This window comes from Ferrimonas marina (assembly GCF_900129905.1).
Taxonomy (GTDB): domain Bacteria; phylum Pseudomonadota; class Gammaproteobacteria; order Enterobacterales; family Shewanellaceae; genus Ferrimonas; species Ferrimonas marina.
Genome location: NZ_FQXG01000007.1, coordinates 335,521 through 350,858, shown reverse-complemented (window position 1 = coordinate 350,858; position 15,338 = coordinate 335,521). Strand labels below are relative to the sequence as shown.

The 15,338-nt window shown below is 62.4% G+C and carries 13 protein-coding genes; all 13 read left to right on the top strand.

Annotated features, from left to right (window positions below):
- The 13 genes from BUC04_RS18005 to dinB all read left to right on the top strand — a co-directional run bounded on the left by BUC04_RS18005 (position 1) and on the right by dinB (position 15,332).
- Positions 1-1,215 (top strand): imelysin family protein, encoded by a 1,215-nt coding sequence (locus tag BUC04_RS18005; RefSeq protein ID WP_067660467.1) that lies wholly within the window; start codon positions 1-3, stop codon positions 1,213-1,215.
- Positions 1,215-3,428: a TonB-dependent receptor family protein gene (locus tag BUC04_RS18000; RefSeq protein ID WP_067660469.1), complete on the top strand. Its 2,214-nt coding sequence runs from the start codon at positions 1,215-1,217 to the stop codon at positions 3,426-3,428. The genes BUC04_RS18005 and BUC04_RS18000 overlap by 1 nt, the downstream gene beginning before the upstream one ends.
- Before the next feature lie 21 nt (positions 3,429-3,449).
- On the top strand, positions 3,450-4,391 hold the full coding sequence (locus tag BUC04_RS17995; protein WP_067660472.1) for a sterol desaturase family protein: 942 nt from the start codon (positions 3,450-3,452) through the stop codon (positions 4,389-4,391).
- 497 nt (positions 4,392-4,888) lie between these two features.
- The gene (locus BUC04_RS17990) at positions 4,889-6,223 is read left to right on the top strand and encodes a Na(+)-translocating NADH-quinone reductase subunit A (RefSeq protein ID WP_067660473.1); all 1,335 of its coding nucleotides are present in this window, start codon (positions 4,889-4,891) and stop codon (positions 6,221-6,223) included.
- The gene (locus BUC04_RS17985; RefSeq protein ID WP_067660477.1) at positions 6,223-7,449 is read left to right on the top strand and encodes an NADH:ubiquinone reductase (Na(+)-transporting) subunit B; all 1,227 of its coding nucleotides are present in this window, start codon (positions 6,223-6,225) and stop codon (positions 7,447-7,449) included. The genes BUC04_RS17990 and BUC04_RS17985 overlap by 1 nt, the downstream gene beginning before the upstream one ends.
- The gene (locus BUC04_RS17980) at positions 7,442-8,221 is read left to right on the top strand and encodes a Na(+)-translocating NADH-quinone reductase subunit C (protein ID WP_067660480.1); all 780 of its coding nucleotides are present in this window, start codon (positions 7,442-7,444) and stop codon (positions 8,219-8,221) included. Before BUC04_RS17985 ends, BUC04_RS17980 begins: the two co-directional genes overlap by 8 nt.
- Positions 8,214-8,843 (top strand): NADH:ubiquinone reductase (Na(+)-transporting) subunit D, encoded by a 630-nt coding sequence (locus BUC04_RS17975; RefSeq protein ID WP_067660483.1) that lies wholly within the window; start codon positions 8,214-8,216, stop codon positions 8,841-8,843. Before BUC04_RS17980 ends, BUC04_RS17975 begins: the two co-directional genes overlap by 8 nt.
- A 9-nt stretch (positions 8,844-8,852) precedes the next feature.
- Positions 8,853-9,461 (top strand): NADH:ubiquinone reductase (Na(+)-transporting) subunit E, encoded by a 609-nt coding sequence (nqrE, locus tag BUC04_RS17970; RefSeq protein WP_067660486.1) that lies wholly within the window; start codon positions 8,853-8,855, stop codon positions 9,459-9,461.
- 34 nt (positions 9,462-9,495) lie between these two features.
- Positions 9,496-10,719: an NADH:ubiquinone reductase (Na(+)-transporting) subunit F gene (gene nqrF, locus BUC04_RS17965; protein WP_067660489.1), complete on the top strand. Its 1,224-nt coding sequence runs from the start codon at positions 9,496-9,498 to the stop codon at positions 10,717-10,719.
- A 30-nt stretch (positions 10,720-10,749) separates the two neighbouring features.
- A complete protein-coding gene (locus tag BUC04_RS17960; RefSeq protein WP_067660492.1) occupies positions 10,750-11,781 on the top strand; it encodes an FAD:protein FMN transferase in 1,032 nt (343 codons plus the stop codon).
- Positions 11,778-12,011, top strand: a complete 234-nt coding sequence (gene nqrM / locus BUC04_RS17955; protein WP_067660495.1) for a (Na+)-NQR maturation NqrM — start codon at positions 11,778-11,780, stop codon at positions 12,009-12,011. Before BUC04_RS17960 ends, nqrM begins: the two co-directional genes overlap by 4 nt.
- 178 nt (positions 12,012-12,189) lie before the next feature.
- Positions 12,190-14,184: a methyl-accepting chemotaxis protein gene (locus tag BUC04_RS17950; RefSeq protein WP_067660498.1), complete on the top strand. Its 1,995-nt coding sequence runs from the start codon at positions 12,190-12,192 to the stop codon at positions 14,182-14,184.
- A 98-nt stretch (positions 14,185-14,282) separates the two neighbouring features.
- A complete protein-coding gene (gene dinB / locus BUC04_RS17945; RefSeq protein WP_067660501.1) occupies positions 14,283-15,332 on the top strand; it encodes a DNA polymerase IV in 1,050 nt (349 codons plus the stop codon).
- Positions 15,333-15,338 lie beyond the last annotated feature (6 nt).

The window sequence follows — 15,338 nt, the reverse complement described above, 5'->3', positions numbered from 1 at the left end:
ATGAAATGGCAATTGACCCCCATCGCGCTCTCCTTGCTGCTGCTCGCCGGTTGTGGCGAGAGCGGGTCCAGCGAGGCGGGCCCTGACTACGGTAGCGGTGGCGGCAGCAACCCACCCCCCACCCCAACCCCTGGCGAGTTTGACCAGGCTGAGCTGGTGGCCAACCTGGTGGACAACGTCATCACCCCCACCTTCACCTCTGCCCAACAACTGGCTGCTGAGCTGACACCCTCGCTGGCCCAGTACTGCCAGGCGCTCAGCTCTGGCGGCGATGCCAGTGCCGCCGGTGGTGACGCCCAGCAGACCTGGCTGGCACTGATGGCGCAATGGCAGCAGGCGGAGCTGATGCAGATTGGGCCGCTGGGCAGTGAGGCCACCCTGCGCAACCGGATCTACTCCTACCCGGTGGTGAACCGCTGCGCGGTGGATCAGGACGTGGCCTTCTTCGAGGCCGGCAACATCAATGGCAACCCCTATGACATCACGGTGCGCACCGACACCCGCAAGGGCCTGGATGCCCTGGAGCATCTGCTGTTTGCCCCGGATGCGGATCACCGCTGTCCCGATAACCTGGCCCCGGCAGGCTGGAACGCCCGGCCGGAGGCCGAGCGCTGGCTGGCCCGCTGCCAGTTCGCCGAGGCGGTAGCGGCGGATCTGGAGGCCAACCTGGCGCTGCTGCAGCAGCAGTGGGCCAGCTACGCCGAGCAGCTCAAATCCGCCGGCGAGCCCGGCAGCGAGTTCAGTGACGTGCACCAGGCGGTGAATGCCATCAGCGACGGCCTGTTCTATCTCGATGGCCTCACCAAGGACGCCAAACTGGGGGTGCCGCTGCAGGGCTTTGCCGGTGCCTGTCTGGACGAAGAGTGTCTCAGCACCCTGGAGTCCGGCTTCAGTGCCAGCTCCATCGACAACGTGGTCAACAACCTGGTGGCCTTCAAGAGCCTGTTTGAGGGGCTGGAGGGCGCGGGCTTCGATGACTACCTCAACGACGTCGGTAACCCCGAGCTGGCCCAGCGCATGGTCGCCGATCTGGATGCGGTGATCGTCGATGGCACCACCTACCCGGGTCCCTTGTCCCAGGTATTGACCGAAGACCCGGAGCGGGTCGCCCAGACCCAGGCCGGAGTAAAGACGGTGACGGATCAACTCAAGGTGGACTTTATCAGCAGCCTGGCGCTGGAGTTGCCGCCCACGGCGGCAGGAGACAACGATTGATGCAAGGACGATTTACCCCCCTGGCGCTGGCGCTCTGTACTGCCCTGGGCGGCACTCTGCCCAGCTGGGCAGACGAGTCGGACAGCGCCTACGATGAACGGCTACAGATCCTCGGTCAGCGTGACCAACTGCGCACCGAGGCGGGCTCCACCACCCTGATCGACGAGGTGGAGCTGGAGAAGTTCAGCTACGACGACATCGAGCGGATCCTGGCCAAGGTACCCGGGGTCAATATCCGCAGCGAGGATGGCTTTGGCCTGCGCCCCAACATCGGTTTTCGCGGGGTGACCCCGGAGCGCAGTAAGAAGGTAACCCTGATGGAGGATGGGGTGTTGATCGCCCCGGCACCGTACTCCGCCTCCGCCGCCTATTACTTCCCGATGATGAGCAAGATCACCTCGGTGGAGGTGGTTAAGGGCCCCGGGGCGATCAAGTACGGCCCCTACACCGTGGCCGGGGCGATGAACCTCACCACCCGGGCGGTGCCGGATGACCTGGCCGCCATGGTGGATCTGGCCGGCGGCAGCGACGGCTACCTCAAGGCCCATGGTTATTGGGGCGATCGCTTTGGCGATCTGGGGATACTGCTGGAAGGCGTTCACGTTGAGAGTGACGGCTTTAAATCCCTCGATGGCGGCGGCGACACCGGCTTCGACAAGAACGAGGTGATGGCCAAGCTGCGCTACGACATCCAGGGCGAGCGCCTTAACCAGGTACTGGAGCTGAAGCTGGTCTACGCCGACGAGGTCTCCGATGAGACCTACCTGGGGCTGACCGACGCCGACTTTCGCCAGGATCCGCTGCGCCGCTATCGCGCCAGCGCCCTGGACCGGATGGAGTGGGAGCACAGCCAGGTGCAGTTCAACCACTTCCTCGCCGGCCCGGATTTCGATCTCACCACCCGGGTCTACCGCAACGACTTCAGCCGCGCCTGGGCCAAGCTCAACGGCTTTCAGTCGGTGAGCCCGCAGACCGACCGGGACCTGTCGGAGATCCTGCAAAACCCCGAAGAGAGCCTCAACAGCCTCTATTACGATGTGCTCACCGGGGCCCAGGACAGCAGCTCGCCGCTGGGCTTTGACACCCTGATCATCGGCACCAACGATCGCGATTACTATGCCCAGGGGATCCAGAGTGATCTGCGCTGGGCCTTCCCGCTGTGGGGGCTCAACCACAACCTCCAGGCCGGGGTGCGCTACCACGAGGATGAGATCCAGCGTAACCACACCGAGGATCCCTTCCTGATGCAGCAGGGCAACCTGGTGGCAGAGGGGGGCGAGACCATCACCGCCACCCTCAACACCGAGCAGACCGAGGCCTGGTCGCTCTATCTGCAGGACACCCTGAGCTGGGACAAACTGGAGCTGACCCTCGGGGTCCGTGGCGAGTTTCTCGACATGCATTACCAGAACCGTCAGCCCGGTGCCGCTGGTGATTACCTCAGCAAGACCACCCGCATCTGGCTGCCCGGTGCCAGCCTGTTCTACCGCCTGAGCGATCAATGGGGCGTATTTGCCGGGGTTCACCAGGGCTTTGTGCCTACCAGTCCACAACAGCCACCGATCATCGACAGCGAGACCAGCGTCAACTATGAGCTGGGCACCCGCTACCGCGGCGATCGCAGCAGTCTGGAGGCGGTGCTGTTCCTCAATGACTTCGACAACCTCAAGGAGAGCTGCACCTTCTCCGCCTCCGCCTCTTGCGCCGACAACATCGATCAGGAGTACAACGGCGGCGAGGTGGAGGTCTACGGGCTAGAGCTCAGCGCCGAGCACCGCTTCCGGGTCGGTGAGCTCGATCTGCCCCTGAGCCTGGTGTACAGCTACACCGACTCCGAGTTCCAGACCGACTTTGATTCCGACTTCACCATGTGGGGCCAGGTCCAGGCCGGCGATCCCTTGCCCTACCTGCCGGAGCACCAGTTGACCCTGGGGGCGGGGCTGGCCGGTCAGAGCTGGAGTACCGATCTACTGGCGCGTTATGTCAGCGAGATGTGGGAGGCCTCCGGTGAGGGGGTCACCCTCAGCGGGGTGGAGACCGACGACTACTGGACCCTGGATCTGGCGGCCCGCTATGACCTGGGCGGCTATGGCGAGGTCTATGGCAAGGTTACCAACCTGCTGGACGAGGAGGCGATCGTCAGTCGCCGGCCCTATGGCGCCCGACCCAACCGCTCACAACAGTGGGTGCTGGGCTATCGCTTCCGCTATTAGGCCGGGATAAGAGGGCAGGGCATGGAATTTCTCAACACCAACCTGGCGGAGCTGGCGGCGGCCTTTGGTAATGCCAATACCCGGCTGTTCTGGGGCTACCTGCTCTCCGCCTTGCTGCTGGCCACCGGCCTGTTCTGGTGGCAGGGCCAGCGCGGCTGGGGGGCCTGGCTGCGCTTCCTGTTTCCCCGCCGGGTCTATGGCCATCTTTCGGCCCGGCTGGATGTGGCAATGTGGGTGATCAACAAGTTGATCCGCGCCGCCACCTTCGGTGGGGTGGTACTCACCATGGTGCCGGTGGCCTTGGGATTAAGTGATGCGTTGGAGGCCGGGTTTGGCCCAATGACGCCGCTGGCCTGGCCCGCCTGGGCGGTGATGGCCAGCTTTACCCTGGCGCTGTTCCTGTTTGATGACCTGACCCGTTTCCTGCTCCACCTGGCCCTGCACAAGGTGCCGGTGCTGTGGGATATCCACAAGGTCCATCACAGTGCCCCGGTACTGACCCCGATGACGGTCTATCGCAGCCATCCGCTGGAGAGCCTGCTGTACGCCACCCGGATGGGGCTGACCCAGGGGCTGGTGGTGGGGCTCTGTTATTACCTTTTCGGTCCCACCCTCAAGATGCAGGAGATCCTCGGTGCAAACGCCCTGGTGTTTCTGTTCAACCTGGCCGGCTCCAATCTGCGTCACAGCCACCTCTGGCTCTCCTGGGGCACGGGCTGGGAGCGCTGGGTGATAAGCCCGGCCCAGCACCAGGTCCATCACAGTGACGACCCGGCTCATTTTGATCGTAACCTCGGCACCGCCCTGGCCATCTGGGACCGCCTGTGCGGCACCTGGCTACCGGCCCGGGGCAATCGGCCAACCGGTTTTGGTGTTGGCGGCTCCGATCCTGGCCATCCCACCCTGCTCAGCCTCTACCTGGGGCCCTTTCGCGACATCGCCCGGCGCCTGCGTCGCCCCTGACTCATCTGTGACTTTGCTCACTTATTGTTTGTTAACAACAGGATGATGCCCGAGTTGTGGTGCTAAGTCCTTGATGTGAAATGGGCTCTTCGCTGTGCCCCAGAACCCTTTGCTGCCTCTTTATGCAAACTTGGTTCATTTTCTCGTCGCGTGCGGCGCTGGGACGCACTGGGCCTGACTTGGTTTGCTGTGTTTTGTTCACAAAAATGCAGCAGTGAGGGCACTGTTTTGTACTGCCAAGGCAGGAAAACGGCGCTTTGCTGAGCGGTTGGACATAAGTCTTACTCTTTGGCCAAAGGTAAAGCCAATTTTCATGGATGGGCGTGTTTCTTTGGGGTATGATGCGCTCGAGCCGCCGTGACGCAGGTCGCAAAAATACGGAAATCTTGTGCTTCTGCGCAAAGGTGGCGGAAATGAGAAAGATATCAATTGGGTCGCTGTTTTCAGTGTGAAATGGCGGCTCGGGTGGACTTCCCAGCAAAGCAGTGCAAGTGAGTATGATTACAATAAAGCAAGGATTGGATCTGCCCCTCGCCGGTGGACCAGAACAAGTCATCCAGGATGGCTCCGCTGTGTCTCGCGTTGCGATCTTGGGTGAAGAGTACATTGGCATGCGCCCCACCATGCAGGTGCGGGTCGGCGACCGGGTCAAAAAAGGTCAGGTGATCTTTGAAGACAAGAAAAATCCCGGGGTGAAATTCACCGCGCCAGCCAGTGGCACTGTCAGCGAGATCAACCGCGGCGCCAAGCGGGTGTTGCAGTCGGTGGTCATCGACCTGGATGGTGACGATGAACTGACCTTCTCCCAGTACGACGCCAATTCACTGGCGCAATTGGAGCCTCAGCAGGTTGAAGACAACCTGGTAAACAGTGGCCTGTGGACCGCCCTGCGGACCCGCCCCTTCAGCCGTGTACCGGCCCTGGGCAGTCGCCCGGAGGGGATCTTCGTCACCGCCATCGACACCAACCCCCTGGCCGCCGATCCCGCCGTGGTGCTGGCGGAGCAGGGTGAGGCCTTCAAGCAAGGTCTGGTGGTACTGAGCCGACTGGCCCAGGTCTACCTCTGCCAGGGCGCCGGTGCGCCGCTGGTCAGCGGCCTGGATAAGGTCAGCGTCCACCAGTTTGGTGGCCCGCACCCCGCCGGCCTGCCCGGCACCCACATCCACAGCCTGCTGCCTGCCAGCGCTAACCGCACCCTGTGGCACATCAACTATCAAGATGTGGTCGCCATCGGCACCCTGTTCAGCCAGGGCCGACTGGACAGCCAGCGGGTGGTTTCCCTGGCCGGTCCCATGGTGGTGCGCCCCCGTCTGGTACGCACCCTGGTGGGGGCCGACCTGGCCCAGCTGACCGAAGGTGAGCTGAGCGAGAGCCACGTCCGTATCATCTCTGGGTCCGTGCTGCATGGCCGTACCGCGGATGATGTGCACCGTTACCTGGGCCGCTACCACCAACAGGTGAGCGTGCTGGGCGAGGGCGACGAGAAGGAACTGTTCGGCTGGGTCATGCCTGGTGCCAACAAGTTCTCCTTTACCCGCACCTTCCTCTCCCACTTCAGCCCCGGCAAGCTGTTCAAGATGACCACCAGCACCGGCGGCTCCGACCGCGCCATGGTGCCGATTGGACAGTACGAACGGGTAATGCCCCTGGACATTCTTCCTACCCTGCTGCTGCGCGACCTGATCGCCCGTGACACCGACGGTGCCCAAAGCCTGGGTGCCCTGGAGCTGGACGAAGAAGATCTGGCGCTCTGTACCTTCGTGTGTCCCGGCAAGTACGACTACGGTGCCGAACTGCGCGCCTGCCTTGAGATCATCGAGAGGGAAGGCTAATGAGTCTGAAGCAATTTATCGAGCGTATTGAGCCCGACTTTGAGAAGGGCGGTAAGTACGAGAAGTGGTACGCGCTGTACGAAGCCGCCGCCACCATCCTCTATACCCCGGGTAAGACCACCCGCGGTACCACCCATGTGCGTGACAACGTCGACCTCAAGCGGATGATGATCACCGTTTGGTTGTGCCTGTTCCCCGCCATGTTCTTTGGCATGTACAACGTCGGTTGGCAGGCCCAGGCCGCCCTGGCCCAAGGCTTCGCCGTGCCGGACGTCTGGCAGGTGGGTCTGTTCCAGTCGCTGGGTGGCAGCCTTACCGCCGACACCGGCGTGCTTGGCCTGATGTTCTACGGTGCCTGCTTCTTCCTGCCCATCTACGCGGTGACCTTCGCCGTTGGTGGTTTCTGGGAGGTGCTGTTTGCCTCGGTGCGTAAGCACGAGGTTAACGAAGGCTTCTTTGTCACCTCTATCCTGTTTGCCCTGATCCTGCCCGCCACCATCCCGTTGTGGCAGGTGGCCATCGGCATCAGCTTCGGTGTGGTGGTGGCCAAGGAGCTGTTTGGCGGCACCGGGCGTAACTTCCTTAACCCCGCCCTGGCCGGCCGTGCCTTCCTGTTCTTCGCCTACCCGGCGGAGATCTCCGGTGACCTGGTCTGGGTTGCGGCGGATGGCTACTCCGGCGCCACCATGCTCAGCCAAGCGGCTGCCGGCACCATCGACTTTGCCAACTACAGCTGGTTCGCGGCCTTCTCCGATCCGGCCTGGCAAGCGGCGTTCCTCGGCTTTGTTGAGGGCTCGGTGGGGGAGACTAGCGTGCTGGCCCTGGCCATCGGTGGCCTTATCATCATGTACACCCGCATCGCCTCCTGGCGCATCGTCGCCGGTGTGATGCTGGGCATGGTCGCCACCGCCTCGCTGTTCAACCTGATTGGTTCCGACACCAACGCCATGTTCAACGTTCCCTGGACCTGGCACCTGGTGATGGGCGGCTTCGCCATCGGTATGTTCTTTATGGCCACCGACCCGGTTTCCGCCTCCTTCACCAACCAAGGCAAGTGGGCCTACGGCGCGCTGATTGGGGTGATGGTGGTGCTGATCCGAGTGGTCAACCCGGCCTTCCCGGAAGGGATGATGCTGGCGATCCTGTTCGCCAACCTGTGGGCACCGATCTTCGATCACCTCACTGCCCAGGCCAACATCAAGCGGAGGATGGCACGCAATGGCTAAGTCTAACGACACCTTTGGCAAGACCCTCGGCGTAGTGGTCGGCCTCTGTCTGGTGTGCTCCCTGGTGGTCTCCGGCGCAGCCGTGGCCCTCAAGCCCCAGCAGAAACTCAACAAGGAGCGCGATACCCAGCGCTACGTCCTGGAGGCCGCTGGCCTGCTGGACAAGGCCGCGGGCAAGGTGCCCGAGACCTTCGATAAGTACATCGATGCCCGGGTTATCGACTTTGACAGCGGCGAATTCAACAGCGCCCTGGACGCCCGCAGCTTCGACGCCGCCCTGGCGGCGCGGGACAGCAAGAACTCCATTAAGCCCAGCAACGACATCGCCTCCATCGGTCGTCGCGCCAACTCCGGCGTGGTCTACCTGGTGCGCGACGAGGCGGGCGGTCTGGACAGCGTGATCCTGCCGGTCCACGGCTATGGCCTGTGGTCCACCATGTACGCCTTCCTGGCCCTGGAGCCGGACATGAACACCGTCAAGGCGCTGGTCTACTACGACCAGGGTGAAACCCCCGGCCTGGGTGCCGAGGTGGAGAACCCGCGCTGGAAGGCACAGTGGGTGGGCAAGCAGCTGTTTGATGACAACGGTGAGCTGGCCATCCGTGTGGTCAAAGGCGGCGCGGATCCGGCCGACATCCACGGTGTGGATGGCCTCTCCGGTGCCACCCTGACCTCCAATGGCGTAAATAACAGCCTGGAATACTGGCTGGGTGACGAAGGCTTTGCCGCCTTCATCGACAAGGTTCGCGAAGGAGAGCTGAACAATGGCTGATCAATCGCTCAAGCAGGTCCTGACCGGACCTATCTTTGCCAACAACCCCATTGCCCTGCAGGTGCTGGGTGTGTGTTCCGCCCTGGCGGTAACCACCACCATGCAGACCGCGGTGGTGATGTCGCTGGCGCTCACCTTTGTAACGGCGTTCTCCAACCTGTTCATCTCGTTGATGCGCAACCACATCCCCAACAGTGTACGGATCATTGTGCAGATGACGGTGATCGCCTCGCTGGTGATCCTGGTGGACCAGATCCTCAAGGCCTTTGCCTACGACATCGCCAAGCAGCTGACGGTGTTTGTCGGTCTGATCATCACCAACTGCATCGTGATGGGCCGGGCCGAGGCCTACGCCATGAAGAGCCCGCCGCTGCCGAGCTTTATTGATGGCATCGGTAACGGCCTGGGCTACGCCTTTATCCTGCTGACCGTGGGTTTCTTCCGCGAGCTGTTTGGCTCCGGCACCCTGTTCGGCTTCGACATCCTGCCCAAGGTTTCCGAGGGTGGCTGGTACCAGCCCAATGGCATGATGCTGTTGGCGCCCAGTGCCTTCTTCCTGATCGGCTTCATCATCTGGGCACTGCGTACCTGGAAGCCGGATCAGGTGGAACCCAAGGAGTAAGGAGGAGAGATGGAACATTATCTGAGCCTGTTCGTTCGGGCGGTCTTTATTGAAAACATGGCACTCTCCTTCTTCCTGGGGATGTGTACCTTCCTGGCGGTGTCCAAGAAGGTCTCCACCGCCTTTGGCCTGGGTATCGCGGTGATCGTGGTGCTGACCCTGGCGGTGCCGGTCAACCAGCTGATCTACGCCAACATCCTGGCGCCGGGCGCGCTGGCATGGGCTGGCCTGCCCACCGCGGATCTGAGCTTCTTGCAGTTCATCACCTTCATCGGGGTGATCGCCGCACTGGTGCAGATCCTGGAGATGGTGCTGGATAAGTACTTCCCGCCGCTTTACAACGCGTTGGGGATCTTCCTGCCGTTGATCACCGTGAACTGCGCCATCTTCGGTGCCGTATCCTTCATGGTGCAGAAGGACTACAGCTTCGTGGAGTCTGTGGTCTACGGCCTGGGGGCCGGTACCGGCTGGGCAGTGGCCATCGTGCTGCTGGCGGGTCTGCGCGAGAAGATGAAGTACGCCGATGTGCCGGACGGCCTGCGCGGTCTGGGCATCACCTTCATCACCGTGGGCCTGATGGCCCTGGGCTTTATGTCCTTCTCTGGGGTGTCGCTGTAAGCGGCGGTAATGGAAGAAGTAAAAGGATAAGTCGATGGAAATTGTACTCGGCGTAGCCATGTTTACCGCCATCGTCACTGTCTTGGTCCTGGTGATTTTGTTCGCCAAGTCCAAGCTGGTGGCCAGCGGTAACATTCAAATCAACATCAACGGCGATCCCGACAAGGCGATCACCACTGCCCCCGGCGACAAGCTGCTGGGTGCCCTGGCCGGTGAGGGGATCTTCATCTCCTCCGCCTGTGGTGGCGGTGGCTCCTGCGGTCAGTGTCGCGTTAACGTCAAATCCGGTGGCGGTGACATCCTGCCCACCGAGCAGTCCCACATCACCAAGCGGGAGGCCAAAGAGGGCTGTCGCCTGGCCTGTCAGGTTGCCGTTAAGGGCGACATGGACATCGAACTGCCGGAAGAGGTGTTCGGCATCAAGAAGTGGGAATGCACCGTTATCTCCAACGATAACAAGGCCACCTTCATCAAGGAGCTGAAGCTTGGGATCCCCGATGGCGAGTCCGTGCCGTTCCGGGCCGGTGGCTACATCCAGATCGAGGCGCCGCCGCACCATGTGAAGTACAAGGACTTCGATATCCCGGATGAGTACAAGCCGGACTGGGAGCGCTTTGGCTTCTTCGACATCGAGTCCAAGGTGGATGAAGAGACCATTCGTGCCTACTCCATGGCCAACTACCCGGAAGAGCACGGCATCATCATGCTCAACGTGCGTATCGCCTCGCCGCCGCCGAACAACCTGTCGCTGCCGGCCGGTAAGATGTCCTCCTACATCTGGAGCCTGAAAGAGGGTGACAAGGTCACCATCTCAGGGCCCTTCGGTGAGTTCTTTGCCAAGGAGACCGAGGCGGAGATGGTGTTCATCGGTGGTGGTGCCGGCATGGCTCCCATGCGCAGCCACATCTTTGACCAGCTCAAGCGCCTCAACTCCAAGCGCAAGATCAGCTTCTGGTACGGTGCCCGTTCCAAGCGTGAGATGTTCTACGAGGACGACTTCGACGGCCTGGCTGCTGACAACGACAACTTTGTCTGGCACGTGGCGCTGTCGGATCCGCAACCGGAAGACAACTGGGATGGCTACACCGGCTTTATCCACAACGTGTTGTACGAGAACTATCTGAAGGACCATGAGGCACCAGAAGATTGTGAGTACTACATGTGTGGTCCGCCGATGATGAACTCCGCGGTAATCAACATGCTCAAGGACCTGGGTGTTGAAGACGAAAACATTCTGTTGGATGATTTCGGCGGCTAATCCATCTCAATCATCGAGTTACGAGCGTTCATGTTGTATCGAACCCTAATCAAGTGGCTGGCCCCAGTGGGGCTGGCCCTTATTCTTTCTGGCTGCAGCCCGGCCCCCAAGGTGCAGAGCATCAGCGGCCAGACCATGGGCACCAGCTATCACATCTCCTGGGTAGCAGGCAGCGAAGGGCATAGCCCGGAGCAGCTGCAGGCGGCCATTGACCAGCGACTGGAGCAGGTCAACGACTCCATGTCCAATTGGCGTCCCGATTCGCTGATCAGTCAGTTCAATGACCTGCGCAGCGATGAGGCGATGCTGGTTGATGCGGACTTTATCGCAGTGATGCGTGAGTCGGTGCGTCTGGCTGAACTGACCGATGGCGCGCTGGACGTCACAATCTCACCGGTGGTGGATCTCTGGGGCTTCGGCCCGCAGGGGCGAGTTCAGCATGCCCCCAGCATTGAGTCTATCCAGGAAGCCAAGGCCCACACCGGCATCAAACACCTGGAGATCGAGGGGATGCGACTGCGCAAGCATCTGCCTACCCTCAATCTCAACCTGGGTGCCATCGCCAAGGGCTACGGGGTGGATGTGGTGGCCGACCTGCTCGATGAGCAGGGGATCCACGACTACCTGGTGGAGATCGGCGGTGAGCTGCGGCTTAAGGGTGCCAAGCCCGATCAGCAGCCCTGGCGCATCGCCATCGAGAAGCCAGACGCCTACGGCCGTGGTGTGGCCCAGATCCTTGCCCCGGGTGAAATGGCGATCGCCACCTCCGGTGACTATCGCAACTTCTTCGAGGAGGAGGGGCGTCGCTTCAGCCACCTGATCGATCCCCGCAGCGGTGAGCCGGTCAACACCCGCCTGGCGTCGGCCACGGTGCTGGCCCCCACGGCGATGACCGCCGATGCCCTGGCAACGGCGTTCATCATCATGGGGACCGAATCCTCGCTGGCGTTGGCCGAGCGGGAAGAGCTGCCGGTGATGCTGATCGAGAAGCGACCGGATGGGGAATATGAGGTATTCTATTCCACAGCGTTTGAACCCTACATGGAGGTCTCCCAGAGATGATGACGTTCCTGGCAACCTTTGCCCTGATGCTGCTTCTGGTGGCATTGATGTCCATTGGCTACCTGGTCAAGCGTAAGGCGATCAGTGGCTCCTGCGGTGGCCTGGGTGCCATCGGCATCGACAAGGAGTGTGACTGCCCGGAGCCCTGCGACAAGCGCAAGGCCAAGATGGCCAAAGAGAACGCCGAGGCGGAGCGCAATGCCCGACTCAGCGCCAATCGCATCCTGTGATCGGCTCAGGCCCTGCCGGCCTGATAGCAACCGACGACAAGCGGCCCCATAGGGCCGCTTTTGTTTTGCATTCTGGACAGTGAGTTATCAGCTTATCTTTGTCATTGAGGTAAACAACTTGTTAACCTGATGCGGCACCCAAATTCCTATAACGACAAGCCGCACATTGGGGGAAGGAATGGATTTCCTGCGTCACTCTCTGATCCGCCAACTGGTCGCCGCCATCGCCGGCACCGTGTTTCTCATTCTGCTGATCGCCAGCTTCTACCTGGTCCATACCAACGCCCGCTCCGCCGAGAGCCAACTGCGTCAGGGCATCGATAGCCTGCTGGCCCATCGCAGTGCCCAGGTCCAGGGCTTCTTCGAGGCCAAGGGCCAGGTGGTCCACAGCGTCTTTGCCAATCCCCAGGTGGTGGATTTCTTCAGCCAATACCGTAGCCGCGGTAGCGATCTTAGCCGTGACCGCAACTACCCGGACGTGGTGCGCTACTTCCGCTTCTTCTCGGACCAGGACAGCAGCATCAAGTCGGTGTTCTTCGGCAGTGAGCACACCCATGAGTACTTCGACCTCAATGGCCGCTACGAGGGCGATCCCAACTACTACACCGCCAAGCGCCCCTGGTGGGGCGAGGCCCGTCAGATGGACCGGCTGTTCGTCACCGATCCGGCGGTGGACGCCAACGACGGCAGCATCTCCGCCACGGTCAAGACCACGGTGTACGACGCCCAGGGCCGCTTTATCGGTATCGGTGGCATGGACATCCTGATCAGCACGTTAGGGGAGCTGCTCAGCCAGGTGAACTACCAGGACCAGGGCCAGGCCTTCCTGCTGACCGACGACGGCAAGACGGTGTTCTTCCCCGGCTTTGACAGCGCCTTCCAGCCCGGCGACCTGCTGGCTCAGATCAGTGGCAACGACAATCAGGGCTTCGAGGCGCTGCAGCGTGAGATGATCGCCAGTGCCAGCGGCAACGCCGAGGTGCTGTACCGCGGGGAGCCGATGTCGGTGCAGTGGCAGAGCCTCAACAGCGATTACCCCCAGGTGCAATGGCGACTGGGCCTGCTGATGCCGAAGGCCTACCTGCAACAGCAGGTCAACTCGGTGCGTTGGCGTACCGCCCTCAACGGCCTGGGCTTCACCCTGCTGTTGTCGCTGCTGCTGTGGGCCTTGCTGCAGCCGCTGCGACGCCAGCTCAACCGGCTGCTGCGGGCGATGGAGGAGGTGGGCGATGGCGAGGCGGATCTACGTCGCCGTATCCGCCTCGACCGTCAGGATGAGCTGGGCCGGCTGGGGGGCGCCTTCAACCGCTTTGCCGAGCGCCTGCACCAGCTGGTGAGCCAGTCCCGCGAGGCCACGGACCTGATGACCGGTGCCACCGACAACGCCCGGACGCTGTGCCAGGACACCCTGTACGCCATCGAACAGCAGCAGAGTCAGCTGGACCAGGTCAGCACCGCCACCACCGAGATGGCCCAGACCAGCCATGAGATGGCCCGCTCCACTGAGCAGGTGTCAGAGCACGCCCTTGCCGCCCGCAGCCAGGTGGCCCAGGCCACCGAAGCGGTGATGGAGGCGGAGCAGGGCATGGGTCGGTTGAACCAGCAGGTGCAAAGCGCCGCCACCGTGGTCAGTGCCCTGCGGGAGAACGCCGATCAGATCGGCGAGGTGCTGGAGGTGATCCGCACCATTGCCGAGCAGACCAACCTGCTGGCCCTCAATGCCGCCATTGAAGCGGCCCGGGCCGGTGAGCAGGGTCGGGGCTTTGCCGTGGTGGCGGACGAGGTCCGCACCCTGGCGTCGCGGACCCAGGACTCCACCGCCAACATCCAGCGCATCATTGAGCAGCTGCAGCAGACCAGTGAGGCGGCCCAGCGGGCGATGCAGCAAAGCTGCGACGAGGCCCGGGCCAGCGAGGCGATCTCCCACCAGCTGTCCCAGGCCCTGGGCCAAACCAACAGCGCGGTAGAGGGGATCCAGCTGCAGGTCCAGGAGATCAGCGCTGCAGTGAGCCAGCAGGCCTCGGTGGCTGGAGATATCGACGAGAAGATGGTGCAGATCCGCGACCTGTCCCAGGGCAATGGCCAGCAGGCCCAGGCCCTGGAGGGGGCGGTCAGTGAGATGACCACCGCCGCCTCGGAGCTGGAGCGCCACCTGGCCAAGTTCAAGGTTTAGCCCCAAGACCCCTTTCGCCACAGCGCCCGAGCTTGTCCAGCTCGGGCGCTGTGTTATGATGGACTGGTTATTTATACAGTGGTCTTTCGGGGGACGCCATGGGCGTCGAGCAGCGCAAAATCATTCACATCGACATGGACTGCTTCTTTGCCGCGGTGGAGATGCGGGACAACCCCGAGCTGCGCGACAAGCCCATTGCCGTCGGGGGGCCAGCCAGCGGCCGCGGGGTGATCTCCACCTGCAACTATGCCGCCCGGGAGTTTGGCGTGCGCAGCGCCATGCCCAGCAGCGAAGCGCTGCGCCGTTGCCCGGATCTGATCCTGGTGCCGGGGCGGATGTCGGTGTACAAGGCGGTCAGCCAGCAGATCCGTCAGATCTTCCAGCGCTACACCGATCTGATCGAGCCGCTCTCGCTGGATGAGGCCTACCTGGACGTGACCGACAGCCGCCATTGTCGCGGCAGTGCCACCCTGATGGCCCAGCAGATCCGCGCCGAGATCGAGGCCGAAACTGGCCTCACCGCCAGTGCCGGCATCGCCCCCAACAAGTTCCTGGCCAAGATCGCCTCCGATGAGAACAAGCCCAATGGCCAGTGCGTGGTGTTGCCTAAGCAGTGCGCCGAGTTTGCCGCGGCGCTGCCGCTGCGCAAGATCCCCGGAGTCGGTCCACGCACCGCCGAGCGTCTGGCCCAACGCGGCCTGCACACCGGTGCCGATGTCCTGAAACAGGACCCGGCCGAGCTGGCGCAGTGGTTGGGCAAGTTTGGCCCGGTGCTGTACCAGCGGGCCCAGGGCATCGATCCTCGCCAGGTGCAGACCCACAGGGAGCGTAAGTCGGTGGGGGTGGAGACCACGGTGGCCCAGGATCTGGGCAGTGAAGCTGCCTGCCTGGACAAGCTGTTGTCGCTGCTGCCGGAGCTGTCCCGACGATTGGGGGAGCGTCCGTTCAAGGGGATCAACGTCAAGCTGAAGTTCAGTGATTTTCAGCAAACCACGGTCTCCGGCCAGGGCCAAAGCCTGGATCCTCAAGCGCTCCGGGGCCTGCTGCACACCGGCTACCAGCGCGGAGAGGGCAGGGGAGTCCGGCTGGTCGGCGTCAGTGTGACCCTGGCTCCGGAGCAGCCACAACTGGCGCTGGGACTGGAGTAAAGTGCA